Origin of the sequence: Niallia circulans NBRC 13626 (assembly GCF_001591585.1) — a bacterium.
Classification (GTDB): domain Bacteria; phylum Bacillota; class Bacilli; order Bacillales; family Cytobacillaceae; genus Niallia; species Niallia circulans.
Genome location: NZ_BCVE01000012.1, coordinates 43755 through 70502, shown reverse-complemented (window position 1 = coordinate 70502; position 26748 = coordinate 43755). Strand labels below are relative to the sequence as shown.

General features: G+C 35.0%; 30 protein-coding genes and 1 riboswitch. Of the genes, 21 read left to right on the top strand and 9 right to left on the bottom strand.

What is annotated here, in order from left to right; translation table 11 throughout:
• Window positions 1-72: 72 nt before the first annotated feature.
• The gene (gene pgmB / locus BCI01S_RS15400) at window positions 73-738 is read left to right on the top strand and encodes a beta-phosphoglucomutase (RefSeq protein WP_047941735.1); all 666 of its coding nucleotides are present in this window, start codon (window positions 73-75) and stop codon (window positions 736-738) included.
• Window positions 739-885: 147 nt separating this feature from the next.
• On the opposite strand, the gene BCI01S_RS15395 is transcribed toward pgmB, so the two are convergent.
• Complete coding sequence (locus BCI01S_RS15395) at window positions 886-2967, bottom strand: DNA topoisomerase III (RefSeq protein WP_061799897.1); 2082 nt, start codon at window positions 2965-2967, stop codon at window positions 886-888.
• A 306-nt stretch (window positions 2968-3273) separates the two neighbouring features.
• Window positions 3274-3432: a hypothetical protein gene (locus BCI01S_RS25640; RefSeq protein ID WP_162837578.1), complete on the bottom strand. Its 159-nt coding sequence runs from the start codon at window positions 3430-3432 to the stop codon at window positions 3274-3276.
• Window positions 3433-3545: 113 nt separating this feature from the next.
• Here BCI01S_RS25640 and BCI01S_RS15390 point away from each other — a divergent pair, with 113 nt between their 5' ends.
• The 5 genes from BCI01S_RS15390 (at window position 3546) to BCI01S_RS15370 (ending at window position 7982) form a co-directional block, all read left to right on the top strand.
• Window positions 3546-3926, top strand: coding sequence for a DnaJ family domain-containing protein (locus BCI01S_RS15390; protein WP_047941733.1), 381 nt, complete (start codon window positions 3546-3548; stop codon window positions 3924-3926).
• Window positions 3927-4148: 222 nt separating this feature from the next.
• Entirely contained in the window at window positions 4149-4949 is an 801-nt protein-coding gene (gene motA / locus BCI01S_RS15385) for a flagellar motor stator protein MotA (RefSeq protein ID WP_047941732.1), read from the top strand.
• Window positions 4942-5748: a flagellar motor protein MotB gene (motB, locus tag BCI01S_RS15380; protein WP_061799894.1), complete on the top strand. Its 807-nt coding sequence runs from the start codon at window positions 4942-4944 to the stop codon at window positions 5746-5748. Before motA ends, motB begins: the two co-directional genes overlap by 8 nt.
• 205 nt (window positions 5749-5953) lie before the next feature.
• A complete protein-coding gene (locus BCI01S_RS15375; protein ID WP_047941730.1) occupies window positions 5954-7069 on the top strand; it encodes a carbohydrate kinase in 1116 nt (371 codons plus the stop codon).
• 1 nt (window position 7070) lies between these two features.
• Complete coding sequence (locus BCI01S_RS15370; RefSeq protein ID WP_047941729.1) at window positions 7071-7982, top strand: pseudouridine-5'-phosphate glycosidase; 912 nt, start codon at window positions 7071-7073, stop codon at window positions 7980-7982.
• A gap of 176 nt (window positions 7983-8158) precedes the next feature.
• Here the strand turns inward: BCI01S_RS15370 and BCI01S_RS15365 are convergent, their stop codons facing one another.
• Complete coding sequence (locus BCI01S_RS15365) at window positions 8159-8488, bottom strand: helix-turn-helix domain-containing protein (protein ID WP_082138298.1); 330 nt, start codon at window positions 8486-8488, stop codon at window positions 8159-8161.
• 316 nt (window positions 8489-8804) lie between these two features.
• Here BCI01S_RS15365 and BCI01S_RS26365 point away from each other — a divergent pair, with 316 nt between their 5' ends.
• Both BCI01S_RS26365 and BCI01S_RS24835 read left to right on the top strand, forming a co-directional pair.
• Window positions 8805-9014: a hypothetical protein gene (locus BCI01S_RS26365; RefSeq protein ID WP_047941728.1), complete on the top strand. Its 210-nt coding sequence runs from the start codon at window positions 8805-8807 to the stop codon at window positions 9012-9014.
• A gap of 195 nt (window positions 9015-9209) precedes the next feature.
• A riboswitch (cyclic di-GMP riboswitch) is annotated at window positions 9210-9295 on the top strand.
• A gap of 32 nt (window positions 9296-9327) precedes the next feature.
• Window positions 9328-9477 carry an anti-repressor SinI family protein gene (locus tag BCI01S_RS24835; RefSeq protein WP_082138297.1) on the top strand — a complete coding sequence of 50 codons (150 nt, stop codon included), beginning with the start codon at window positions 9328-9330 and terminating at the stop codon, window positions 9475-9477.
• A 166-nt stretch (window positions 9478-9643) separates the two neighbouring features.
• Here the strand turns inward: BCI01S_RS24835 and BCI01S_RS15355 are convergent, their stop codons facing one another.
• Window positions 9644-9967: a helix-turn-helix domain-containing protein gene (locus tag BCI01S_RS15355; protein ID WP_047941727.1), complete on the bottom strand. Its 324-nt coding sequence runs from the start codon at window positions 9965-9967 to the stop codon at window positions 9644-9646.
• A 286-nt stretch (window positions 9968-10253) separates the two neighbouring features.
• Between BCI01S_RS15355 and treR the strand changes: the two genes are divergently transcribed.
• The 3 genes from treR to map all read left to right on the top strand — a co-directional run bounded on the left by treR (window position 10254) and on the right by map (window position 12581).
• Window positions 10254-10970, top strand: a complete 717-nt coding sequence (treR, locus tag BCI01S_RS15350) for a trehalose operon repressor (RefSeq protein ID WP_172867590.1) — start codon at window positions 10254-10256, stop codon at window positions 10968-10970.
• 78 nt (window positions 10971-11048) lie between these two features.
• Entirely contained in the window at window positions 11049-11567 is a 519-nt protein-coding gene (locus BCI01S_RS15345) for a type 1 glutamine amidotransferase domain-containing protein (RefSeq protein WP_061799892.1), read from the top strand.
• Window positions 11568-11828: 261 nt separating this feature from the next.
• A complete protein-coding gene (gene map, locus BCI01S_RS15340) occupies window positions 11829-12581 on the top strand; it encodes a type I methionyl aminopeptidase (protein WP_061799891.1) in 753 nt (250 codons plus the stop codon).
• A gap of 73 nt (window positions 12582-12654) precedes the next feature.
• Here map and BCI01S_RS15335 read toward each other — a convergent pair whose 3' ends face one another.
• On the bottom strand, window positions 12655-12879 hold the full coding sequence (locus tag BCI01S_RS15335; RefSeq protein ID WP_061799888.1) for a DUF1128 domain-containing protein: 225 nt from the start codon (window positions 12877-12879) through the stop codon (window positions 12655-12657).
• 153 nt (window positions 12880-13032) lie between these two features.
• Between BCI01S_RS15335 and BCI01S_RS15330 the strand changes: the two genes are divergently transcribed.
• The 3 genes from BCI01S_RS15330 to BCI01S_RS15320 all read left to right on the top strand — a co-directional run bounded on the left by BCI01S_RS15330 (window position 13033) and on the right by BCI01S_RS15320 (window position 14996).
• Window positions 13033-13506 carry a low molecular weight protein-tyrosine-phosphatase gene (locus tag BCI01S_RS15330; RefSeq protein WP_061799886.1) on the top strand — a complete coding sequence of 158 codons (474 nt, stop codon included), beginning with the start codon at window positions 13033-13035 and terminating at the stop codon, window positions 13504-13506.
• A 77-nt stretch (window positions 13507-13583) separates the two neighbouring features.
• Window positions 13584-13949, top strand: a complete 366-nt coding sequence (locus tag BCI01S_RS15325) for a YtxH domain-containing protein (RefSeq protein WP_141231691.1) — start codon at window positions 13584-13586, stop codon at window positions 13947-13949.
• Between the two features lie 225 nt (window positions 13950-14174).
• Window positions 14175-14996: a YihY/virulence factor BrkB family protein gene (locus tag BCI01S_RS15320; protein WP_047941720.1), complete on the top strand. Its 822-nt coding sequence runs from the start codon at window positions 14175-14177 to the stop codon at window positions 14994-14996.
• A gap of 758 nt (window positions 14997-15754) precedes the next feature.
• Here BCI01S_RS15320 and BCI01S_RS15315 read toward each other — a convergent pair.
• The gene (locus tag BCI01S_RS15315) at window positions 15755-17686 is read right to left on the bottom strand and encodes a heavy metal translocating P-type ATPase (RefSeq protein WP_061799883.1); all 1932 of its coding nucleotides are present in this window, start codon (window positions 17684-17686) and stop codon (window positions 15755-15757) included.
• Window positions 17687-17861: 175 nt separating this feature from the next.
• Entirely contained in the window at window positions 17862-19037 is a 1176-nt protein-coding gene (locus BCI01S_RS15310; protein WP_047941718.1) for an MFS transporter, read from the bottom strand.
• A gap of 242 nt (window positions 19038-19279) precedes the next feature.
• Here BCI01S_RS15310 and cax point away from each other — a divergent pair, with 242 nt between their 5' ends.
• The 4 genes from cax to BCI01S_RS26235 all read left to right on the top strand — a co-directional run bounded on the left by cax (window position 19280) and on the right by BCI01S_RS26235 (window position 22559).
• Window positions 19280-20344 (top strand): calcium/proton exchanger, encoded by a 1065-nt coding sequence (gene cax / locus BCI01S_RS15305; protein WP_061799881.1) that lies wholly within the window; start codon window positions 19280-19282, stop codon window positions 20342-20344.
• A gap of 411 nt (window positions 20345-20755) precedes the next feature.
• Window positions 20756-21370 carry a YczE/YyaS/YitT family protein gene (locus BCI01S_RS15300; protein WP_047941716.1) on the top strand — a complete coding sequence of 205 codons (615 nt, stop codon included), beginning with the start codon at window positions 20756-20758 and terminating at the stop codon, window positions 21368-21370.
• A gap of 99 nt (window positions 21371-21469) precedes the next feature.
• Window positions 21470-22294: a YfkD famly protein gene (locus tag BCI01S_RS15295; RefSeq protein WP_061799879.1), complete on the top strand. Its 825-nt coding sequence runs from the start codon at window positions 21470-21472 to the stop codon at window positions 22292-22294.
• Window positions 22295-22433: 139 nt separating this feature from the next.
• The gene (locus tag BCI01S_RS26235; RefSeq protein ID WP_268874853.1) at window positions 22434-22559 is read left to right on the top strand and encodes a hypothetical protein; all 126 of its coding nucleotides are present in this window, start codon (window positions 22434-22436) and stop codon (window positions 22557-22559) included.
• 126 nt (window positions 22560-22685) lie between these two features.
• On the opposite strand, the gene yfkAB is transcribed toward BCI01S_RS26235, so the two are convergent.
• On the bottom strand, window positions 22686-23807 hold the full coding sequence (gene yfkAB / locus BCI01S_RS15290; protein WP_047941714.1) for a radical SAM/CxCxxxxC motif protein YfkAB: 1122 nt from the start codon (window positions 23805-23807) through the stop codon (window positions 22686-22688).
• 194 nt (window positions 23808-24001) lie between these two features.
• On the opposite strand from yfkAB, the gene BCI01S_RS15285 reads away from it, so the two are divergent.
• Window positions 24002-24490: a YtxH domain-containing protein gene (locus tag BCI01S_RS15285; RefSeq protein WP_047941713.1), complete on the top strand. Its 489-nt coding sequence runs from the start codon at window positions 24002-24004 to the stop codon at window positions 24488-24490.
• A 153-nt stretch (window positions 24491-24643) separates the two neighbouring features.
• Here the strand turns inward: BCI01S_RS15285 and BCI01S_RS15280 are convergent, their stop codons facing one another.
• Window positions 24644-25429, bottom strand: a complete 786-nt coding sequence (locus BCI01S_RS15280; protein ID WP_047941823.1) for a tyrosine-protein phosphatase — start codon at window positions 25427-25429, stop codon at window positions 24644-24646.
• A gap of 233 nt (window positions 25430-25662) precedes the next feature.
• Here BCI01S_RS15280 and BCI01S_RS15275 point away from each other — a divergent pair, with 233 nt between their 5' ends.
• Entirely contained in the window at window positions 25663-26268 is a 606-nt protein-coding gene (locus BCI01S_RS15275; protein ID WP_061799877.1) for a TetR/AcrR family transcriptional regulator, read from the top strand.
• Between the two features lie 151 nt (window positions 26269-26419).
• The gene (locus BCI01S_RS15270) at window positions 26420-26605 is read left to right on the top strand and encodes an SE1561 family protein (RefSeq protein ID WP_047941711.1); all 186 of its coding nucleotides are present in this window, start codon (window positions 26420-26422) and stop codon (window positions 26603-26605) included.
• Window positions 26606-26748 lie beyond the last annotated feature (143 nt).

The following is a 26748-nucleotide window of genomic DNA, read 5'->3' as shown; positions in this document are numbered from 1 at the left end:
CGCGAGGGAAACAAATAATATGCATTTTTGATAGAATAGATATAATTGTTTTTTTATTTATAGGAGGTTTTTATGACTAATCGGTTACAAGCAGTTATCTTTGATTTTGATGGTGTTATAGCAGACACTGTTCCTTTATATTACGAAGCAACAAAAAAAATGGCGTTGGAGATTGGGGTCTCCTTTACTAGAGAAGATAACTTAAGATATCAAGGTGTTCCTCGAAAGGTGCTAATTGACGACTTAGTTGCACAAACAGATAAAGTATTTACGGATAAAGAAAAGGAAATGTTAGGAAATCGCAAGAGTGATTATTATAAAGCTTTAATTGCAGAATTCACAGTAGAAAATATGCTGCCAGGAATGTATGAATTTTTGAAAGAACTTAGGGAAATGGGGATTAAATTTGGGATTGCATCCTCTAGCTCCAATGCACCTTTTTTATTGGAGCGTTTTGGAATAAGAGACTGGTTCGACTGCATAGTAGACCCACATTCTCTGAAAAAGGGAAAACCAGATCCAGAAATATTTTTAACAGCAGCAGATTGCTTAGGGATCGATTATCATGAGTGTGCTGCTATAGAGGATGGACAAGCAGGCTTGAGTGGTATTTTACAAACGCCTATGTTTTCTGTCGGGATAGGACAAGGAGATGTTTTTGCAAAAGCGGATTGGCAGGTTGCTTCCACTAGAGAGCTAAGTGCGAAAACTTTATTAGAAAAGTTTAATAATCGATGAAGAAAAAGAGGGAAACTTATTCATGGAAGCAAAGAGTAGTGTGAACGGCTTGTAATAGTAGCAAATTACTCCAATATCATCCGAAATTATCCGGATGATATTGGAGTAATTAATAGCTGGAATGCGAATATACCAGCCTTATAGCTTTTAATCGTCTTTTTTCATCGCGGCTTTTAATAAATCTCCTAGACTATTTCCAAAGCTTTCGTCTTTACTGTATTTCTGAACAAGTTTCCGTTCTTCTCTTTTGTTAATGGTCTTTTTACGGTCTGTAGCTTTTTCCACAACATTGCAGTTTCTGCATTGGAAATAGGTACCGGCCACTCCATTATGGATTTCCATTTTTTTATGGCATTGTGGACAACGCTTGTTCGAAAGTTTAGGATCTTTTCTTTTACTAAAAGAACAATCCATACTGGAGCATACAAGAATTTTTCCGTTTTTTGTATTTTTTTCCTTTAGGAAAGATCCACATTCAGGACATTTGGAGCCAGTGAGATTGTGCATCTTATACGATTTCTCACTTTGTTTTATTTCCCGGACAAATCGTTTTGTCTGCTCTTTAATTTGTTCCATAAATTGATGAGGATTTGCCTTTCCTTTAGCGATATCCTCTAACTCTTGCTCCCATTTTGCCGTTAAATCGGGAGTAGTCAAATCATCATTAACGAGATTGATGAGCTGTTTTCCTTTGGAGGTAGAATGTAATTTCCCATTTTGTCTTTCTAATACCTCAGATGAAAGCAATCTTTCAATAATTTCAGCACGTGTAGCTGGAGTACCCAGTCCGAATTTTTCCATTTTCCCCAGAATATCAGCTTCTGTAAAACGAGATGGGGCTTCCGTAAATTTTTGCTCCAAATTTACAGATTCGACTTTTAATTGTTGCCCCTTTTGAAGCTGTAGACTTTTAGAAGAATCTGTTTTGCGAGAGTCTAATGCTTTAAAACCTAACTCTAATACATTTGTTTCTTGAGCGACAAATGAAGCTCCATTTATGTTTAATGTTGTAGAAATAATTTCGTACTTATATTTTGGGTAAAATAGTGTCAAAAATCTTTTTACGATTAAATCATAAATTTTTACTTCTTCATTATCTAATCGGTTTAAAAATACAGGCTGCTCGGTGGGGATAATGGCATGGTGGTCAGATACCTTATTATTATTAAACACATTATTGGCTTCGACCTTCCCCTTGTTACGTAAGACAGGTTGAACTTCTTCTTTAAATGCTCCAGAAATACTTTCGATGCGATCAATCATCGTATTCTTCATATCTGTCGTTAAATATCGTGAATCCGTTCTTGGATAGGTGACAAGTTTATGTTGCTCGTATAGCTTCTGCAGGACATTTAACGTCTTTTTGGCAGAGAAGCCGAATCGACGGTTTGCGTCTCGCTGGAGCTCTGTTAAATCATAAGGCAATGGCTGTTGTTCTGTTTTTTCTTTTACCGTTAGTGTTTCAACAACTGCTGGTTTTCCTTTAGTATTGGCGACAATTTTTTCTGCCGTTTCTTTTGAAAAGATTCTTCTCTCTTGATTCTTTTCATATTTTGCTTGTAGAGAATCTATTTGTGCAGTGATGGTCCAATATTCTTTTGGAACAAAGGATTGAATTTCCTTTTCTCTCTCTAGAACCATTGATAAAGTGGGGGTTTGAACACGCCCTGCTGACAATGGATCATTGAATTTTGTTGTTAAGGCTCTTGAAACATTTAATCCGATTAGCCAATCTGCTTGTGCTCTACACACAGCGGATTGATATAAGCGATCATAGTCTTTTCCAGGCTTTAGTTGTTTAAAGCCATCCTTTATTGCTCGGTCTGTTTGTGAAGATATCCATAAACGTTTAGTTGGTTTGTTAAATCGAATCTTTTCTAAAATCCAACGAGCAACTAATTCTCCTTCACGCCCTGCATCTGTGGCGATAATGCAATCTTTAATATCTTTTCTTTTTGCTAGTTGTTCAATGGCTTTATATTGATGACTGGTTTGCTTCATCACTTTTAATTCCATTTTTTGTGGAATAATTGGTAAATCATCTAAATTCCAATTTTTAAATTTAGGATCATAATGCTCAGGCATTTTTAATTCAATTAAATGGCCTAAAGCCCAAGTCACTATATATTTATCTGATTCTAAATAATTTTTAGTGGATTTATTGCAACCAAGCACTCTTGCAATTTCTCTAGCAACACTTGGCTTTTCACATAACACAAGAGATTTCATTTAAACACCTTCCAATAGAAATTTTAGCTGTCTTGAATAAAAGAAGTAGATTCTGTTATTCATTTTCAAGTAAGAAAGCCAACCGTATTCTTTTTGATAATCATCGTTTTATTAGTCATACGATACCTTCTAGTATAACATGAGAGAAGAAGGGGAGTGGGAAATAGTGAGCTTTTGCTGAATATAAAGGCGAAGCATATGATGACCTATTTCGAACGTATAAGAAAATAAAGGGGACCACTTTTTGGGGGAAAAGGAGGACGGCGCCCTTTTCGAATGGTCGAGAACGCCGTCTATTGCTTGGATTTATTCTTCTTCTTCGATTCGGTTTTTAAAAGCTTCCTGTGTTACGATAAATTCTTCATCGCCAGGAGCATCCTCTGTATGTGTATGTTTTCTTGTATCCTTTGGAAGCGGACCTGGATGGTGTTTCTTCTTATGATTGAAATGTTCTCCACGTGCCAATAATAACACCCCTTTCTTTTCTATTTTTTATAAAAATCGCTCATCCTATACCGACGAGAAGTGGAAATTGTATAATGGAAATAGATTTATTGAAAACAGGAGGGGATGGATGAATGGATTTTTCGTTTCTTGTTTCAGAAGATAAAATAAAAAAAGCATATAAAGACGGGGAGTTTAACCATCTTCCCGGGTTCGGAAAACCGCTCCCAAAGGATAGCTTAGCATCTGTACCAGAAGAATTGCGAATGGCTTATCGTGTTCTCAAGAATGCTGGATATTCATTAGAAGAAGATAAGATTAGACAAGAATTACTGTCCATGGAAGATTTAATTCGTTCCTGTGAGACAGAAGAAGAAAAATTAGTTTTACAAAGAAAATATAATGAAAAATTATTGCGCTTCCGTAAAATGATGAAAGAACGTACAGCAGGAAGTCATTCTCAACCTTTTTCTGGATATCAGAAAAAGGTTGAGAATAAATTTTTTCCAAAATGATGATAGTAGTTACGGTTTTAATTCAAATATAGGTTTCTTCACTTATATTTCAAAAAAAAGGTGATGAAAATATCACCTTTTTTTTATTAAAAAGCAGGACTATCGTCATGATTCATGAAGTTTACGAAATTTACATGAAATAAAACTAAAAATTTGAAGAGAAATGTCGAAAAAAAAGGTAAGACAGAGAATCGAAATTTTGGAATAAGATAGGTGAAAATGATGGATAAAACTTCCTTGATAGGAATTATACTTGCTATTATTGCTGTTGGAGTTGGAATGGTATTTAAAGGTGTCAGCCCTGCAGTATTATTGAATCCAGCGGCTATTCTAATTATTTTAGTAGGTACAGTGGCAGCAGTAGTTATTGCCTTTCCTGCTTCAGAAATTAAACGAGTTCCAAAGTTATTCGGCATCTTGTTTAAGGAGCAGAAAGTGCAGGATACGAAAGAGTTAATCCGCTTGTTTTCAGAGTGGGCACAATTAGCTAGAAAAGAAGGACTTCTTGCATTAGAAGCAAAAACAGATGAAATTGAAGATCCATTTTTAAGAAATGGCTTATCTTTGTCTGTAGATGGACAAAGTGCAGAGTATATTAGAGATGTATTAACAGAAGAAATAGAAGCAATGGAAGAGAGACATCGTTCAGGAGCACTAATTTTTACGCAAGCAGGTACTTATGCTCCTACATTGGGAGTACTAGGAGCAGTAATTGGGCTGATTGCTGCATTAGGAAATATGTCTGATGCTGAAGCACTTGGACATGCTATTAGTGCTGCGTTTGTTGCTACTTTAATGGGGATATTTACGGGATACGTTTTATGGCATCCATTTGCAAATAAACTGAAGAGAAAATCACACGTGGAAGCAAGTCAAAAATATTTGATGATAGAAGGGGTTCTTTCTATTCTAGAAGGAGAAGCGCCTAGGGTAATTGAACAAAAGCTTGCATCGTATTTACCTGTTTCAGAAAGAAGACAATTTCTGGAAGAAAGCGAAAGTAGTGTGAATACGAATGAGTAAAAAGAAAAAAAAGAAAGTACATCATGAGGAGCATGTAGACGAATCTTGGCTTGTTCCTTATGCCGATATCCTTACTTTATTGTTGGCTTTATTTATCGTTTTATATGGCATGAGTTCTGTTGACGCAAAAAAATTCTCTGAAATAGCAGAAGCTTTTAATAGAGAATTACAAGGAGGGACAGGTATTTTCGAATATCCTAGTCCTGCACCGTCAATGAATAGTGAAACTACAGATGTTGATTTGGCTGACCAAGAGAAAAAGGAAGACAAAAAGGATAAAAAAAATCTTAGTGAAAAAGAGCTAAAAGAATTACAAGAACAGCAAGATAAACAAGAATTATTAGAGATTCAACAGAAGGTAAATGCCTATATTGCTAAGAATAAATTAGGGAATAAGCTGGATACGGAACTGACGGATGAAGGTTTGCATGTTTCAATTAGAGATAATGTACTCTTTGCTTCTGGAAGTGCTGAAGTTCGAAATAAGGACAGAAAAGTTGTTTCTGAAATTGCCAATTTACTTGTGATGGATCCACCGCGAAGCATTATTATAAGTGGACATACAGACAATGTTCCAATCAGTAATTCAAGTTATGAGTCCAACTGGGAACTAAGTGTGACAAGAGCACTGAATTTCATGAAATTACTTCTTGATAACAAGAAATTAGATCCTAAATCATTTAGTGCGAAAGGTTACGGCGAGTTTCAGCCTATTGCTAGTAATGATAGTTCTGCAGGAAGAGCAAAAAATAGAAGAGTAGATATTTTAATTGAACCAAGAGTTGCAAAAGAAGACTAACAATGGATAGTCTTCTTTTTTTGATATAGAAATCTTATTAAAAAAGAAGACTAAATCAACAAATAAATAAAGTTTTCGTAAAAATGAATAAAGTCTTGTTGTTCATCAAACAAAAGTTTATAATAAAGACAAATGTTTTGTTAGAAATAGAGATAACTCATTTCTACTTCTAACCAATGGCAGTTTCACTTTATTTGAGGGGGAGATGGAAGTGAATGATAAAGAGATTTTTATTCTTCAGCTGATTAAAGAAAATCCCTTTGTTACTCAAAATGAAATAGCTGAGAAAATGGGCTTATCCCGTTCTGCGGTAGCAGGCTATATTTCTTCTTTAACAAAAGAAGGGAAACTACTAGGTAGAGCTTATGTATTACCAAAAAAGAAAGAAGTTATTTGTATTGGAGGAGCCAATGTTGATCGTAAAGTTCAAGCAGAGGAGACCATTCAGTACGGAACCTCTAATCCAGCATCTACAAGTCAGTCACCTGGCGGGGTCGCAAGAAATATTGCAGAGAATTTAGGACGATTGGGACTCGAAACTTCTTTATTTACTATTGTGGGAGATGATCATGAAGGGGAATGGCTATTAGAGAATACCAAAAACTATGCAGATATCACTCCATCTCTTTTGTCTAATCTTTATCGCACGGGGACTTATACAGCCTTATTGAAATCTGATGGTGAACTTGCCGTTGCTTTAGCAGATATGTCTATATATGACAGCATTGATAAAGATATAATCGATAAAAAGTGGGGGTATATTGCAACATCAGAATTAGTTATTCTTGACACTAATTTTTCAGCAGAAGTATTGGAGCATATTATCATCAGATGCAGGCAAGAACAAATGGCATTGTGTATTACGCCTGTATCGGCACCAAAAGTACGAAAGCTGCCAGAAGATCTGCATGGAGTTACTTGGTTGATTGCAAACAGAGATGAGGCAGAGGTACTAGCAGGAATAAAAATAAAAGAAGAAGGAGACTTCTTTAAAGCAGCTGAAATAATTCTCGAAAAAGGTGTTGAAAAAGTAGTTATTACACGGGGAGATAAAGGCCTTATCTATTTTACTAAATTGGGGGAAGCTGGTGTGATCCTACCTCCAGAAGCAGAAGTAGTCGATGTAACAGGTGCTGGTGATTCCCTTGTTTCAGGTATAATGTATTCTCATATTAAAGGCCTAAACACGGAAGATGCTTGTAAAATCGGTATTACTTGCTCAAACATAACCCTTCAATCGAATCAAACAGTAAATCCGTTATTAAATAATAAAAAATTACAAGAACTATTTGGAAAATACTTTGCAAAAAGGAGCATATAACATGAAAACAGAATGGCTAGAATTCTCAAAAGAAGTATTAGAAGCAAAGAAAAATAATCTACCGATTGTAGCCTTAGAATCGACTATTATTTCCCATGGAATGCCTTATCCTCAAAATGTGGAAACTGCTAAAGAGGTAGAAGATATTATTCGTAAAAATGGCGCAGTTCCTGCAACCATTGCAATAATAGAAGGGAAAATAAAAATTGGTTTATCAGAAGATGAAATTGAATTTTTAGCTAAAAGCGATAATATTGAGAAAGCAAGCAGACGTGATTTACCATATTTGATCGCTGGTAAAAAGAATGGGGCAACAACTGTAGCTGCTACCATGATTTGCGCAGAACTTGCAGGAATTAAAGTGTTTGTAACTGGCGGAATTGGCGGCGTTCATAGAGAAGCAGAGCATACAATGGATATTTCTGCGGATTTACAAGAACTTGCTAAAACAAGCGTAGCGGTTGTTTGCGCGGGAGCCAAATCAATATTAGATATTGGATTAACGCTAGAATATCTTGAAACATATGGTGTTCCAGTTGTAGGATATGGAACAAAGTCTCTTCCTGCTTTTTATACAAGAACGAGTCCATTTGAAGTGAATTTCTCAGTAGAAGATCCAAAAGAAGCAGCAGATATGATCCAAACAAAATGGGCATTAGGACTAGATGGCGGGGTAGTGATCGCTAATCCAATTCCAGAAAAAGATGCTCTCGATGAAAAATACATTACAGAAATTATTGAAAAGGCACTCCAAGAAGCAAAAGAAAATCATATTACAGGTAAAAAAGTAACTCCATTCTTATTAAGTCGTGTCAAAGAGTTAACAGAAGGAACAAGCCTAGTTGCTAATATTGCATTAGTCAAAAACAATGCAGAGGTGGGCTCAAAAATAGCAGTAGAGTTAAATAAATAAGAAATAAGACTATTCGAAGTAAGAATATCGCTTCCAAATCGGTAGTAGCATTCTCTTTGAATAGTCTTTTTGATGAAAGAATGTTTATTAGAAAAACGAAACAAGAAGAGTACACATAAACTCCAATGGGGGGAGGCCATTCGCTATTGCCATTAATAGAGAAGGCTTCCTTTTTTCTAGTTCTCTTGTCTTTTTTTAAATTTAACATATTCAAGAATGCCAGCAAAATCTTCTTTTGTAATTCCTTCTTCTATTGCCTCCTCTACTAAACTCATCCAGTCCTCATCGATTCCATCTATCACTGTATAATTATTGTCTAGTAGTTCCTCTACATTTGTCTCAAGAGTGTGGGCAAGTTTCGTTAATACTTGAAGAGAGGGGTTCTTTTGAATTCCTCTTTCAATATAGCTTAAATAAGATTTGGAAACACCGGATTTGTCGGAAAGTTCATTAATAGAAAAGCCCTTTTTTATTCTTAATGTCTTTATTTTTTCTCCAACCAACATAACAATATTCTCCTTATCACATAAGAAATGTAATTTCATTATAACGAACGATATAGTGAATATAAAATATGAAAAAGCTAGATAAAAGGAGTTATTGTGAGGAAAAGAATGATAATCGTTCGTTAAAAAGAAAAAACGGTTGATTTTGGAATTTTCAAAAATGATAGTTTTGCACTATACTTATGGAAAAGTTCTTTACTAAGAACATTATTGTGTTTTATAACATTATAATTTAACTAAAGAGATATAAATGAACTAAATCAGTAACAATTATTTCAGCATAAGAAACCAAAAAGAAAAAGGAAGAGGGTGGAAAATGTATAGAAAAAACTGTGATATATGCAATAGACCATCGTATAGTAGTAGTGAACGAGGCAGGTGGATTTGTCCTATATGCCAAAATGACTTAACGGAATATCCTTTTTTTGATGCGATTACATTTGAACAAATTCATATTAATTATTCTTTTAAAAAAGTGCTAAAAAGCTATCAAACACAATATTATGATAGAAGACAAGATAAGTAGTGCTCCTGACTTAAGAGAAATCTGTAAATAATGCATAAGTATGATTAATTCGATAAGATTCGCTGTAATCAACATTTTTTGTAGAAACAAGGAGAAATATTTTAGTAATTTATCCTAATTTTATGACAAATTACTGCATCATTTCATGAGGAAAAGCGATATAATGAGAAAACAGTAAAAAATACGAGAAAAGGTAAATGTAAAAGGCAAACCAATACGAAAGTTTGGGACGCAAAGTCACGGATCTAATGTCTTAAAACAATGATGGCCGGACTGCAAAAATACAAATGTATTTTTGGGAGGGAAGAATTAAGTGATTAATAGTCAACTTTTTACCGAAGAATTGGATTCAGAATGGATTCAATTAATTAATGAAGCCAAAAATATTGGAATGAATTTGCAAGAAGTAAGAGAATTTTTGCGAAGTGAGAAGGATTACTTAATTCAGGAAAATCCGAAATAAACATTTGTATATAGAAAATGATTGTCTAAAAAATGGACAAAAAAGATATCTCTACATTGAATACTTGACAATAATGGAATATATTGTGAAGTATTCAATGTAGATAACCTCTTTTGAAATGGAAAAAATCTAATAACTTATTTTAGCCATCTAAGTGGAAAACGTACTATTTTTTTTGTTCCAGTCTCCATCTGTTAAATTCCAAAAATTCACGGAATTCTTTTTTTGATACCCCGGAATCCATTGCCTCTTTTACAATTTTTAACCATTCAGAATCTAATTCATCCTTATTCTGTTGATCATTGATTAAATGATCGACTGGTATATTGAAAACAGCTGCTATTTTTTCTAAAAACTGAATCGATGGATTGGATTGTAAATTTCTTTCCAAGGAACTTAAATAAGATTTTGCAACTCCTGCTTGTTCAGCTAATTCTGATAAGGACATTCTCTTCTCTAAACGTAGCTGTTTTACACGATCCCCAATCATACGCTCACTCACTTTCACTCTTTACGGTATGTATATTTATCATAGCATTTATAGATAAAAAGTTCCATATAAAGAACGAATTGTTCTATCCATTATGCTTATAAACCATTGATGTGTAAAAGATTTTTCTAAAAGTATGTTCACAATATTGAAATATATCTTATAGTGTTTACCCTTTTCTACATACACTGAAACATTTTTTTATTCATTTTTCAATCCTTTTTAGACAATTTGTCTGAAAAAGAGTAGAATGGTAACGAATAATTTGAAAATGTTGGTGAATTTCATGTTGAATAAATATTATATGATATTCGAGGAATTAGAAGCTGCGATAAGAAATGGAAAGTATCCACCCGATACTATTTTGCCATCTGAAAATGAATTAGCTGAGCAGTATAACACATCTAGAGAAACAATTCGTAAGGCTTTAAATATTTTATCGCAAAAAGGATATATTCAAAAGCTCAGAGGTAAAGGTTCTTTAGTGCTTGATTTAGAAAAACTGCAATTTCCAATCTCCGGGCTAGTTAGCTTTAAGGAATTAGCGGATAAAATGGGACATTCCTCTGTCACAATTATTGAAAGCTTTACGAATAAACAACCATCTTCTTTTTTGCAAAAGGAAATGCAGTTAAACAAGGACGATTCTATCTGGGAAGTTTTTCGTGTAAGAGAAATTAATCAAGAACGTATCATTTTAGATAAGGATTATATTGTCGAAAAATATGTTCCGGGATTAACAGAGGAAATATGTAAAAACTCTATTTTTGATTATATTGAGAAACAGTTAAATTTAAAAATTAGCTTTGCGAAAAAAGAATTTACAGTAGAAGAGCCTACAGAAGAAGACTATAACCTATTAGATTTAGAAGGATTTCATTCGATCGTAGTAGTTAAAAACTACATATATTTTGAAAATGCTACTTTATTTCAATTTACAGAGTCGCGACATCGACCAGATAAATTCCGATTTGTTGATTTTGCAAGAAGAAACGAGGCGTGAAAAAATGGTCCTAGCATGTTTTATTTTCATTCTATGGGGAACGTTACTTATAGAAAATAGAAAATGGAGATGCTATATATGAGTAAAAAAATTGCTACTTTAATTACTGATATGTTTGAGGACTCTGAGTACACAGAACCGGCTAAGGCTTATAAAGAAGCTGGGCATGAAGTTGTAACAATTGAACTAGAAGCTGGTAAAACAGTGGAAGGAAAACAAAAAGAAGCCTCTGTGACAATTGATAAAGGAATAGATGAGGTTTCCCCTGATGAATTCGATGCATTATTCATTCCAGGTGGATTTTCTCCTGACCAGCTCCGTGTCGATGATCGAGTTGTGGCCTTTACAAAAGCGTTTATGGATGCAAAAAAACCTGTTTTTGCAATTTGTCATGGACCGCAGCTGCTCATTACTGCTAAAGCGCTAGAAGGTAGAAATGCCACTGGCTATAAATCAATCAAAGTGGACATGGAATACGCAGGTGTTACTTTTAAGGATGAAGAGGTTGTGGTATGTGGGGACCAATTGGTAACAAGCAGAACGCCAGAAGATATCCCTGCCTTTAATCGTGAATCATTAAAGCTTTTAAATAAATAAAGAAATATAAATAATGGAAAGAGTCTGTACCTACACAGATTTATGGTAAGGGGAATATAATCTTTTTATCATGAGTTGGAGTAGGTATAGGCTCTTTTTTTGTGTTAATCTTAAGAAGAGATAAATTGTTTTTTTGGCTGCAATCAACTCATAATGTTAAGATAACATACTTAATGAACCGCTAATATAAAAAGAGGAGTAGAAAAAATTCTATTTGTGTTCATTCTTAGCGGTAATTTTAGATAGGAAGAAGGCTTGGACATGATTGTATTAAAATCAAAACGAGAAATAGAACAAATGAAGAAGGCTGGTGAGATTCTAGTTGGTTGTCATAAAATGATTGCCAAGATGATAAAACCAGGGATTACAACATTGGAAATTGATCAAAAGGTGGAAGCTTATTTAGCAGAAATGGGAGCGACTCCTGAACAAAAAGGATATCGTGATTATCCATATGCAACTTGTGCCAGTATAAATGATGAAATTTGTCACGGTTTTCCAAGAAATGAGCCTCTAAAAAAAGGAGATATCGTAACCATTGACATGGTTGTTAATTATAATGGTGCTTTGGCTGACTCTGCCTGGACATATGCAGTTGGAGAAGTATCAGCTGAATTGCAAAAACTGATGGATGTTACAAAAAAAGCCCTCTATATAGGTATTGAACAGGCGAAGGTTGGCAATCGAATCGGGGATATTGGATTCGCTATTCAACAATATGTAGAAGAACAAGGTTTTTCTGTTGTGAGAGATTTTATCGGTCATGGTATTGGCAAAGTAATACATGAAAAACCAGAAGTACCTCATTTTGGTTTAGCAGGCAAAGGGCCTCGTATCAAAGAAGGAATGGTATTTACAATTGAGCCAATGGTTAATGTTGGTGATTATAAAATGAAAATGGATAATAATGGATGGACGGCAAGAACGATAGATGGAAGGCACTCAGCACAATATGAGCATACCATTGCTATCACAAAAGAGGGTCCTGTTATACTTACCGATCAAGATGTTTAATGGTATTCGTTGTCCTATGGCATTAAAAGAAATCAGTGGGCACTCACCCACTGATTATTTTTTCTAAATCAAGTTATTGTTTTCGCAAGTTTCCAAGCTCTTCAGCGAGTGCCTGCATTTCATTTGGACTAAAGGAGTCTCGTTTCATCACATGCTCATAAATTTCTTTAATGTCATCATATAGATCTTCATCAAAATGGGTGGATTTAATGGCACCTATGTTCAATACTTTTAATTTTTCTTTTATTTTTTCAATCATGAAATTCACATTTTCTGTTGTTTTATTATCTAAATTCATACCTTTCCCCTTTCCTGGACAATAAAGTTGTTCTATTCATCTTTTCATGCAAACATAGAAATGTCAATATAGAGATGTATCATTAAATAAAGTGCTTTTTGCGAACTGGTAAGTAAAAAAAGTATGTAAATAGAAAAATGGAGGAAAATAAAAATGAAAATACGTGTTTTATTTATTTGCTTAGGAAATATTTGCCGTTCTCCTATGGCGGAGGCAGTATTCCGTGACTTAGTCGAAAAGGAAGGATTGCAAGAAAGTATTATTTGTGATTCGGCTGGAACCGGCGGATGGCATACTGGTAATCCGCCTCACCAGGGAACAAGAGATATTCTTAAAGTGAATAAAATCAAGGATGCAGGTATTTTTGCCCGTCAATTGGCGGATAAGGATTTAGAAGAATTTGATTATCTAATTGCAATGGATAACAGTAATATAGCAAATATTAAAAAGCTTAATGAAATGTTAGACGGCACAAAAGTCCGTTTGTTAATGGATTATACAGACCACGCTGCGGGAAAAGAAGTACCAGACCCATATTATACCGGCAATTTTGAAGAGGTGTTTGCCTTAGTGAAGGATGGCTGTGAAGGTCTGTTACGAGAGATTAAGCAAAAATATTCCTTATAAGCAATAATAGCCATCCTTCAAGCTTGTTTTACAAAATTGGGGCTGTAATAGCCAAATAATTTGGAGAGGTGGCAGGGATGATGAAAATAAGCATGACAAAAGGTCTTTTTATCGGCAGTCTTATTGGAACAGCTATTAGCTTATTGGACAGACATACAAGACAACATGCGGTAACAACTTTACAGCATGCGAAAGATACTGTAACAGATTTGGATCAAATGACATCTAGCTTGAATCTAACTTCCGAAAAAATAAAGAATTCAGCCCTGAAAATTTCGGACGATGCTGCATTTGTTAAAAAACAGTTAGAAGAACTGAAAGGAATAACACCAGTCGTTGCTGGTATTATCCGAGATACAAAGGAAGCTTTCTCAAGCGGGAATACGAGAAATCAGGAAAAAACGCTTGTTTCCAGCATACAATATTTACCTAAGCCAGAATAGCCAGTAAGAATGGTTTTGACAGGGATAGCAGCCTATGTACCCATCTCTTTATTTGGAATTTTTTACATTAGAAGAGGGGAGATGCTTTAGGCTGCCTCCCATTACATACTATGAGAACATATGCTAGAAAGGGCTAATGTCTTTTCTAATTAGTGAACAGGTTTTTATTTACACGATAAAGGGCAATAGACATACATAAAAGAACTGTTAGGACGGTGATTTTGTATGGGAGGCGTAATTCCATTTATAAAGGTTCTTATCAAGAAAATTCAACAAGATAATGTATTTGATCTGGCAGCCCAATTATCCTATTATTTCCTTTTGTCAATTTTCCCATTACTTATTTTTGTGATGACTCTTCTTCCGTATCTTCCTATTACGAAGGAAGACTTATTAGGATTAGTGGAAGGATTTGCTCCTGGCGACATTATGAATACGATTGAATCTAATATTGATCAGGTACTCAGCAGAAATGTTAGTTTATTATCATTTGGTATCATTGCGACAATATGGTCTGCTTCAAACGGTTTAAATGCTATCGTAAAGGCGCTAAATAAAGCGTATGATGTGGAAGAAACAAGATCTTTTATAGTAGCAAGAGGTATGTCTATTTTACTGACACTTGGAATGATTGCTGTAGTAGTAGTTGCTTTGCTATTGCCGGTTTTTGGAGAACAAATAGGGATGTTTTTATTTTCACAATTTAATTTAACGGATGAATTTTTATCCTTATGGAATACTTTAAGATTTCTTGCATCCCCCATCATTCTATTTATTGTGTTTCTTGCTCTTTATTGGATTGCACCGAATAAAAAACTAAAATGTATTTCCGCTATTCCAGGAGCCATTTTCGCTGCAATTGGCTGGGTAGTCGCTTCTTTAGCCTTCTCTTATTATGTAGGGAACTTTAGTAATTATTCGGCAACATATGGAAGTATCGGAACGATTATAGTTCTAATGATATGGTTCTATATAACAGGTATTATTATTATTATTGGCGGCGAGATTAATGCTTATTTCACGGAAAGAAAGAAAGAACCTTGTTAAGTGTATCCGTTATTTACCTCTATAAAAGAATGTAAAAAGAACAAACTATTAGAGGGGAAACATTTTAATAAGGGGGAATTTAAAATGACAAAACATACAAAAAAAGATGGCGGGACAAAACAAAAAGGGAAAAGCAAGCCTAAGCATAAAACATCTGGTTCTGCCAACGGATCAAACGGCTACCATTAACCAAAAGGCCTTCAAGGATTACACCTTGAAGGCCTTTTTGCTTGGCGTAATAAAGGATAGTAATATTAATTGGGAAAATTAGCTAATTTGTGTTTGGTCCATTAATTCCTTTTGGTAACAATGTTAGCAGTGACGAAAACAGTGTGGGGGAATTAATGATGACTCATATACAGCTTAGCCAATTAAATGGTTCTCTTATAAAAAAAATCACTAATTGGGCTAGGAAATAGTGGATAATTGAATATATCTGGCCAATCGAGCAAGAGAATTAGCTGAAAAGTAAAAATATCAGCCAACCGGAAAGAGAAATCAGCCAAAACTAGAAAATATCAGCCAACCGGAAGGAGAAATCAGCCAAGACTAGAAAATATCAGCCAACCGGAAGGAGAAATCAGCCAAAACCGGAAAATATCAGCCAACCGGAAGGAGAAATCAGCCAAAACTAGAAAATATCAGCCAACCGGAAAGAGAAATCAGCCAAACTAGAAAATATCAGCCAACCGGAAGGAGAAATCAGCCAAACTAGAAAATATCAGCCAACATGTATCCACATTCCTCCGCCGAGTTGCTTATCCTTTTAATAACCGCAAGCTATTTAAAATAACCAAGATGGTGCTGCCTTCATGTCCAATAACACCAAAAGGAAGGGCAACGATTTGCAGGAAGTTGGAAATAATTAAGAGCATAATGACCGAAATAGAAAAGATAATATTTTGTTTAATAATGCGATTCATCCGTTTAGATAGTTGAATGGCATCAGCAATTTTAGGTAAATCATTTTTCATTAAAACAACATCCGCTGTTTCCAAAGCAACATCTGTACCTTCGCCCATAGCAATACCGACATTTGCTGTGGCGAGAGCTGGTGCATCATTAATTCCATCTCCAACCATAGCCACGATTTCATATCGCTCTTTTAACTCTTTAATAGAGGTTACTTTCTTTTCTGGTAAGCATTCAGCAATATAGTCCTCTACATAGCTTTCTTGGGCGATGGCTTTTGCTGTTTTTTCATTATCTCCTGTTACCATAACCGTATAAATACCATTTTCCTTTAAACGGTTAATAGCTTCTTTCGATTCTTCTCTTACAATATCCTTTAATGCAATTAACGCAATCACATCGGCATCTTTTTTTATAAATACAGTTGTTTTTCCTTCTTTTGATAACTGATCATATTTTCCTTGTTGGAAAGCCATTGCTTCCTTTTCGCCTACAAAAGCAGCTTTTCCGATCCGCCATTCGGCATTATTCAAAAGGGCTGTAACACCCCAGCCTGAATTATCTTGAATGCTTTCTGGCTGTGGGAATGTTTCTTGATATTTCAGCTTAGCGTATTGGACAATTGCTTTTGCAAGTGGGTGATTTGAATGGCTTTCAATGCTAGCTGTTATTTGAATAATTTCTTTCTCTGAAAAATGTTGATCAACCAGGACATCTGTTACAACCGGTTTTCCTTGTGTTAATGTTCCTGTTTTGTCAAAAGCAATTGCTTTTACATGGGCAAGATTTTCTAGGTGAACGCCACCTTTAAAAAGGATGCCAGCTCTTGCTCCATTAGAAATCGCTGATAATGTGGCTGGCATAATGCTTGCAACTAAGGCGCAAGGAGAGGCCACGACTAAAAAAATCATTGCTCGATAAAAAGTTTCATTCCATGACCACCCTAAAAGGAAATGGGGAAGGAACATTAATAGGACAACAATAGTTAATACAATTTTGACATAGGCACCTTCGAACTTTTCGATAAAGGCTTGCGAAGGGGATTTCTCACTTTGTGCTGATTGAATCAATGTAATAATTTTTTGGAAAAGAGTTTCGTCTGCATGTTTGGTCAGGGTGACGGTAATCGACCCGCTTATATTTACGGTACCAGCAAATACTTCATCATTAATTCCCTTAGATAATGGAATAGACTCACCGGTGATAGCTGCTTCATCAATTGCTGTAGTTCCCTTAATAATCTTTCCATCCACAGGTACTCTTTCACCTGGTTTAATTAAAATGATATCGGAGACAGAAAGAGATGATACTGGAACCACTTGCTCTTGGCCATCAGGCAGGATTCGGACAGCTTCTTCTGGCTGCAATTTCATAAGAGCAGATATTTCTTTATTGCTCTTATTCATAGTATAAGTCTCTAATGCTCCACTTACAGCAAAGATAAATATTAATATCGCTCCTTCTGCCCAATATCCAATAATAGCAGAACCAATTGCTGCAAAAATCATGAGCATTTCGACATTTAATTCTTTATTTTCAATCGTTTCGCTAATTCCCTCTTTCGCCTTTGCATAGCCGCCAATCACAAAAGCAAGTAAGTAGGCTAGGATAGACATAGAAGAATAATGAAAGTGGTGTAAAATCCAGCCGCTTACAATGAAAATTCCGCTTATCCCTGCAGCAATTAGTTCGAGATGAGGAGATAGCTTGGCAAATAGAGTAGGCTCTGCTTCTAGCTTTGTTTCGATATAGGTTTTTAATTCTGTTTCTGTAGACATTCGTTTTTCCTCCTTTGTTAACCATTCTTATTGAGAGCGAGAATCAAGTTCAATACCCTTAAAAAACACGAAAGCTGCCACCTAGAAAGGTGACAGCATAAATACCCGAATAAAAATAATTTTTTGATATTTAGTTTTATAAGATAATCTTACCACATATTGTATGAACCAGGTATCATTTTGCTTCTGCTAAATATTGATTTTTCATTTCTTTTTTCCCGAAAAGGAAAATAATCAAACCAACAATAAATAAGATAGCAGCAATCACTACAAAGTAGCTTATATGCTGGAAATATTGAATAAACAATCCTCCCAAATATGGACCAATGAGACTTCCAACGCTAAAGGCCATTCCACAAAGAAGATTTCCAGTCGGCAGAAGATTAGATGGAACTAAATCGGTCATATAGCTAATGCCTAAAGAGAAGGTAGAGCCAACTGCCATTCCTGCGAGGAAGAGACAGATGATAAGGCCGATTAAATAAGCTTCTAATAGGCTTGCGAAAGAAAAGCAGGCAGTACCGATAATTAAAATCGTTATAAGTGTCTGTCTTCTGCCAAATTTATCACTAATCATTCCTAAAGGAAGCTGAAAGACAATGGCTCCGATCGAAAAGGCGGTAAGCAAGAGAGAAATCTGGACGACACTTAATTCAATTCTTAATCCATACACAGGAAAACTAGAGTTTAAGCTTGATTCTAAGAATCCATAGGCAAGCGGTGGAAGAAAAGCAATCCATGCATACTTCATAGCACTAGAAAAGCGTTTCATTGTATCGAGAAATGAATTGGTTTCTACTGTTTGCTCTGGAAAATCATTTTTAATCCAGAGAATAAAGATCCATGCGATAAAGCACATAATAGATGAAAGAATAAATGGCAGTGACTCATTTATTTTTACTAATGGTGTTAACAATGGTCCCACTGCAAATCCAATCCCAAAGAATACACCGTATAGTGAAATATTGCGTCCGCGTTTCTCCTTTGGTGAAGCTGTAGTAATCCATGTTTGGGTTGCAAAATGGAGAGAGTGATCTCCAATACCAATAAATAAACGAAGAAGGAACCAGAACCAAAAGGATTTCCACACTGGAAAAAGCGCTAGTGCAACAATAACAACCAACCCGCCAAAAACGATAACGGGTTTATACCCATATTTACGCAAGGGATGTTCCATAAAAGGAGAGATTAGCAGAATCCCTATATACAGTCCCACTGCATTTAAGCCATTTAAACTGGAAGAAAGACCATCACTTTCAAAAATAACTGCTATTAATGGAAGCAGCATTCCCTGACTAAATCCAGAAATACTGACAATGCTAATTAATACGGCAAATTTTTTACTGTTCATAATATACTCCTTATTTTTTCCTTACATTGGGTTTATATTTAGTCTCCCTAAATGATGTTATAGGGGATTGAACAGTATTGCAATAGATTTTTTTAGAGAAGTAAGAATATTATTTTTCTTTTCCTAAAGCAGTAAAATTTCTTGAAAATTGGTTATATTTAGGGAAAGTAGCTGTATAATAAGTTTAGCCTCCAGCCGGATGGGAAAAATAAATGAAGGTGATAGTGAAAGGAAGCGAAAAAATGGTTAATAAAATATTTATGATTGCAGCATTTATTGGGGTTCCATTATCGATAATAGGTTCCTTGTTACATTGGTCAAGCATTCTTATGTTTGTTATTTACTGTCTTACCATCATCGCGTTATCGAGTTTTATGGGGAGAGCAACAGAAAGCTTAGCTATTGTCGCTGGCCCTCGAATTGGTGGATTATTAAATGCTACTTTTGGGAATGCTGTAGAATTAATAATTGCTATATTTGCTTTACGTGAGGGGTTAACAGAAGTAGTATTAGCATCCTTAACTGGATCTGTGCTGGGGAATCTATTGCTTGTAGCTGGGTTGTCCTTTTTTATCGGCGGGTTAAAGTATAAGAGACAGCAATTTAATGTTTTTGATGCTCGTCATAACTCAGGACTACTGATTTTCGCCGTTATCGTTGCGTTTGTTATTCCTGAAGTTTTCACGATGAATATGGGTGAAGGAAAAACATTTTCATTAAGTATTGGGATCGCTATTATTTTAATTGTATTGTATTTAGCAGCACTTTTATTTAAATTAGTAACTCATCGCGGGGTTTATCAAGTGGAAAAGAGTGGAGACCACGGTCATGCTCATGAGGAAACTCCAGAATGGTCTGTGAAAAAAAGTATTGCTATTTTGGCGATTGCAACACTAGCAGTTGCTTATGTGTCAGAAAACCTAGTACATACTTTCGAGGTAGTTGCAGAATCCTTTGGCTGGTCTGAGTTATTTATCGGGATCATTATTGTGGCGATTGTAGGAAATGCTGCAGAACATGCTTCTGCTGTCGTAATGGCATACAAGAACAAAATGGACATAGCGGTTGAAATTGCGATTGGTTCAACGTTGCAAATTGCGATGTTTGTTGCACCGTTATTAGTATTAATTTCCTTGTTTTTCCCAAGTGGATTATCATTAGTCTTTACGCTGCCAGAACTTATTAGTATGGTAACAGCTGTATTGCTAATGGTAAGTATTTCAAATGATGGAGAGACAAACTGGTTTGAGGGAGCAACCTTACTGGCAGCTTATGCGATTATGGGAATTGGGTTTTATTTGCTTTAAGACTATATAATTTAGAAAAACAAGGCCTAGCCGTTTTCTTTACAACGGCTAGGCCTCTTTTTCTTATTCACCTCTTTATTTTTCGATAATAAATTTTAAGTATTCGTTGATTTAAATATGTTGTTTAGGGAATCTATCATGTCGCTTCCATCGGATCACCAACCTCTTTTCCTTTTGTAATGTGGATTACATTCTGATTGATGAATATTCAAAGGTTTATATTTTCCTCCTTTACTAAAATCCAAGCGATCTAAATAGCTGCCCTCCTTTTATTTGATGATCTTATTATACAATAATATTTAATAAATGTAAATATTCTGATTATTTATTTTTAAGGATAAAGGACAAGTTTTAAGTTTCGTATGCATATGAATGAAAGTAAGAGGATGGGTGGAGAAAGGGGTTTAATGTATGTCGTCATTGTTTTATCGATGGCTTTTGTACGTTGGCGGGCTTTTTATATTAGCGTTTGGGGCAACGTTGACTATTAAGGCTAATTTAGGAGCTGGTCCTTGGGATGCTCTTAATGTAGGCCTGTCTCATTTGGTAGGATTAACAATCGGAAGCTGGATTGTTATTGTAGGTATCCTCCTTATATTTGTTAATGCTTTTCTTTTACGAAAAAGACCAAATTTATTATCTCTTGCAACCGTGTTTATTCTTGGCTTTTTTGTTGATTTTTGGATGGCGCATCTTGTTAATCGTCTTCATTATTTTATGTTTATGAGTCAATTACTTTTACTTATTGCTGGGTTAATTATTGTTGGTCTAGGGATTGCTCTCTACTTACAGTCTGAATTTCCTTTAAATCCCATTGATGATTTTATGGTTACCATTCAGGAGAGATATGGAGTCAATCTTATGATGGCTAAGCTAATTGGAGAAATACTTGCTTTATTGTTCGCTTTTTTAGTAAAAGGACCTATTGGGCTTGGTACCTTAATCATTGCTTTTGGACTTGGTCCAGCTATTCAATTTTTCCATCCATACTGTTCTAAGCTGACGGGAAAATTTGTAATTAAATAGAAGGAAAGAAAAAAATTATTTTATAATGGATAATCTTGATGAACTCCGAAAAAAATAATCATAGTGATGGATGATTATTTGAAGGGAGTTCAAATTGCTATGTACAAGAAAATAATGATTGTGCTTTTATCTTTTTTCTTAATGCTTCCAATGTTCACATATGCGGAAAAAGCAAAAGAGAAAGAAAAAGAAGAAAATCCACCGAAATCCAAAATTATTACCATACCTAATGCAGTTATGAATATAACGAAGGAAAATACGTATCCAAACCCAACACAGGATGTGCCTAAGCTACAACCTAGTGAGTTAACACAGCAGCTTATTAATTCTTCTAAAGTGAAAATCGATAATCCAGATTTGATTCGTATGTTGAATGAGTCTACGGTTAATAGTACGCCATTTGCTCTTGGCTATAAAGCAATTGTCTATTTAGGACAATGGCCGCTTAACTATGAGTCAACAGAAACGGCGCCAAATTGGGAGTATCAGAAAATAAATACCAATTTCTATGATAATCGTGGTGGGAAATCATCCTACCAGATCCATTATGTGCAAGAATCACAGAAAAAAATTAGGGGCGGCTTAACTGCAAAAATTCCCAATGCAGAACAAGTGAAGAAAATGATGCTTGTAAAAGCAGCTCAAAATTCAGGATTATCTCTTGCTTTTGAAACAGTGGTTGGAACAGGAACGAAAAAGGACCAAGTATACAATATCCCAGCTAAAAGACTTGGATATTTATACGGTTATGCACCTGCAGTTAATGAAAAAGGAAAAGTGACATATGGTGAAGTATACATGATGCTTAAAGGTAGCAAAAAATCCATTATAGTTAAAAATGTAACTTCTCAAGGAATTGGTGCATGGATTCCCGTCCAAGATCATATTTCCTTTGAATTTAGCGCAAGCGAAAAACCGAAATAAATGGATGGAGAAAAGGCTGACTATGGATGTCAGTCTTTTTTTGTTAGGAGAAGGTGTTGGGGAGCGAACAGGAATAGAGAGTGGATCGGAGAAAGTGGCTTTTTTATGGAGGATGAAAAGCTAAACAAGGAGGGGATAATTGGAAAAAATGGTGTTCATAAGAGAAATGAAAACCAAAAGAAGGGAAGCTAAGTGGAAAAATGGTGTTCATAGGAAGGATGAGAGCAAGAAAAGCGGAGAGGGAAGAGAAAAATGGTGTTCATAAGCCAAAAAGAAAAACAGCATTTCTCCTTACCGTAAACATATACCAATAGTACAAAATCATCTTGCAAAAACGCCCACAACGCACAATAAAAAGTGTCCATCAACTATCAATGGACACTACTTTTTATTATCGACTAATTACTGCTTTTCTTGTTGTAAAATCCACATCTTGATAGTAACTGTTTTTTACAAGGACATTTGGTCCAAGGCATTTAACAGCAGGACAATGGCAATTTAGCGAACGAGCTAAATCAGTGGATAGCCATTTTTGGAAGATATCTTCTAAATGATCTGTTTGAATATTGCCAAGTGCTGGAGTGTCACCGAAATCAGTAACAATTACATCTCCAGTAAAAATATTAACGTTTAAACGAGAACGACCATCAGGATCGTTTCGAACTGTAACATTTTTGCTAGAATAAAGGCGATTTAATAACTGTAGATCTTCTTCTTTCGTATTACACGGATAAAATGGAAGGGTACCAAATAGCATCCACACATTTTCATCGCGAATATCGAGAAGGTGATTGATGCTGTCACGAATTTCATCTAGTGATAATGTTTCTAAAGCAGAAGCGAAATCTGAAGGGTACATAGGGTGAATCTCGTGTCTTTGACATTTCATCTCTTCAACAATTTGCCGGTGGATATGCTCTAAATATGGGAGTGTACGCTTATTTAGCATGGTTTCGGCAGAGACAACTACCCCAGCTTCTACTAAAGCTCTACTATTTGTAATAATGTTGTTAAATAGCTTCCCTCTTTGTTCGTAAGTTGGTTTTCTTGTCATCATCGCAAAACCTCGTTCTGCAAATTCCTCTTCTGTTCCCCAGTTATGAGAAATATGCAGCACATCTAAATAAGGAATTACGGGTTCGTAACGGTCCAGACCTAGTGTTAAATTTGAATTTAACTGTGTTTTTACTCCGCGGCTATGTGCATATTTAAAAAGAGGGACCACATAATTTTCTACAGATTTTCGGCTCATCATTGGCTCTCCGCCAGTAATACTTAGTGAGCGTAGATGCGGAATTTCATCCAGTTTTTTTAGTAATAAATCAATCGGTAAAGCATTCGGGTCTTTTGGTTGAAGAGTATAACCAACAGCACAATGCTCGCAGCGCATATTACATAAGGTTGTTGTAGTAAATTCAATGTTAGATAAGGTTAATTTTCCATGCTGCTCCATATCCATATAAGCTTCCCAAGGATCAATGCTTGGAGAAATTATGTTTTTTTCAGTAATCATTATAAGCTCCTTTATAAAATAAATAGTTAAACTATATCTATGTGTAAAAAAGGTATAGAATGCTTTTTTCCATTGTTAGGGATAAAAGGCCCCTTGTCATTATTAAAGGAAAAATCCTATCTGTCAAACGTTTTTGTTTAAATATTACGTAGGCGGGAAAAGAATCTTTAACGAGAAGAAGGGAGATGAATGATATGTCTAATGCAGCAAATCAAGGAAATAAAATTGTAACAGGCTTAGTAATTGGAAGTGTCATTGGTGTCACAGTTTCTCTAATTGATCCAGCTACAAGAAAAAGAACGATGCAGAAATTCGAGAATTTAAAAGATGGAAGCACTCGCATTGTTCAGAGTTATAAAGATAACCCAGATGAATTTAAAAAGGATTGGAAGGAAAGATTCCATCGTTCTTCTGATGCCATGAAAGCTATTACGAATGATACTCAGAGATTGTACAAGCAAATTCAATCCACTGTGCGTGAGCGTTCCAAGGACTTAAAAGAAATTACGGAGGATTTCAGACAACTCTACTTTCAAACAAAGAGACAATATAACCAAATTACGAATAAGATAGCTACTACGAAAGATCAAATTATTGAATCGTCAGAAATGAAAGAAGGAACCCAGCTTCCTGCTGTTAGAGAAGAGATGGAAGTAAAGGAAAAGGGGACAGCCCTACAATAATGTAGAGAAAAGGAGCATCTTAAGTCTTAGAAGATGCTCTTTTTATGTAGCGGTTGTCTTTTTTTTAATAAACTTGCTGGGTAGAAAGTAATTTTCTCTAAATCCATCTTCACATGTAAAACTTCTATATTTAAGATCATAACTCATAACTTTCTATTCAATTAATAATTGTTTGAGCTTGTCTAAATTGCTTTGAGGAATATTACAAGCCACCAGAAGATAAGTTTCTATGTTTCCGTACTCTTCGATGATTTTTCTATATACGTCTTCTAAATAATCACGCTGAACTTCTAACATGGGTTTTAATCGTTCTGGCGATACTTGAAACAAACTCATCCATCTAATAAAAGTTTCGACTTTCTTCATACGAGCAGCTATTAACTGATTTGATACTAGATATTCGTTTATAACCGCTTCATATGGGACACCCACAAGTAATTGAATAATTGCTGAGACAAAGCCAGTTCGGTCTTTTCCTCCTGTGCAATGAATCAGGGCAGGAATATTTTGCTGGTTTGAAAGAAAGATAAGAATTTCGCGAATTTCCTTATGACAGCCAAATGCCATATGTTCATACATTTCTTTCATGATCTTTTCAAAATCAATGGTATTTGACTTGCTAACTAAAAATTTAAAGAATTCAAGACGGGTAAATTCTCGGCTTTTATCATGGATGGATACATTTAATAATTGAATTCTTTTTCCAGTCGGGATACGACTTACTTTTGATTTTTGCTCATTAGGTGTTCTTAAATCACAAATGGCTTTTATATTCAATTTATCGAAGGTTTCCAAATCTTTGTTGGATAACTTAGATAACTCTTCTGAACGAAATAATACACCAGCTTTCATTTTGCGCCCGTCACTGGTTGTCATGCCGCCAATATCACGAAAATTATATAATTTTTCAAATTCAAATGCTTTTTCTAAGGTCTTCATTTTCATCTCTCCATCTTTATATTCAATAGTGAAAGGAGAGGAAATAGATCTAACAATGAATTTCCCCTCCATCGTCATCTCTTTATGTGAACAAAAAAGGTCTTATAGTCATATAAATTCAAAAATATACTATTACTTATTTACTTTTATTTACAAAGAGATTAAGATAAGTATAAACATTATGTGACTAAATGTCTATAAAAAGTCATAAAAATATTAAAAGGAGATTTATCATGCCTAAATTTACAAAACAGGAAAAAGAGCATATCCATCATGCCCTTATGGAAAAAGGAAGAGAAATTTTTATACAGTATGGACTGGCTAAAACAACTATTGATGATATTGTACAGGCATGCGGGATTGCTAAGGGCTCATTCTATAAATTCTTTCAATCTAAAGAGGAGCTTTATTTCGAAATTCTAAAAAATGAAGAAGAAGTACGTGAGACAGTTCTTGCTGAGTTATTTCGTGAAGATCTTTCTCCGAAGGACTTGCTTACTTCATTTTTTCATACATCCTTCACATTTGTGGAGGAAAATCCCTTTCTTCAACGTGTGTTTCAGAGTGATGAACATGAAAGACTTACAAGAAAACTTCCGGAACAGATGGAAGAATTCTCGCGGATACATACTCAAAGAGGAATCAATGCTATCAAAGTTCTTATGGATCGTGGAGTCTTACCTAAAGAGAATCCAGAATTAACGGTAGGAGTTATCCAAGCGATTATGATGATAAGATTGCATAAAGATGAAATAGGAACAGAGCTTTTTCCTCAAGTGATGGATAGAATTATCGATTATATAGCTACAGGGTTAGGAAAGGAAAGTGTCAATAAATAAACAGAAAGGAGCATCTTGACTAGATGTTTCTTTCTTTTTCCTCTATGAATGTGTAAAAAAATAATACCTGTGCCAAGCTAAAAAGAGGAAGGTTGCCGAAAGAAGAAAAATTCGTTACGATTAAGAAGTAGTTTTGAAAGGAGAGAATACATTGGGTAGTTCAATTACAGATAAAAATGAGCAAGTTACTTTTCTAAAGACAAGATTAAACATGTTTATGGATGTGCTAGATGCCATTGATCCAGAAGAAGCTGAACTAGAGGATATTGATCGCTTAATTGAAATGATAGATGAAATTGAATCAAAATGTAATGAGTTTAAACATAGAGATTTATAAACCACTTCTTAAACTTTTTCGAGGGGATAAAGCTTCCCATCAATAAAAAATAGATTGTTTAAAAACACTCAGCAGATGGGTGTTTTTTTATATATTAATTTTACTGATAATTAAAAATTTTAATGTTTACAAATCCGATTGGA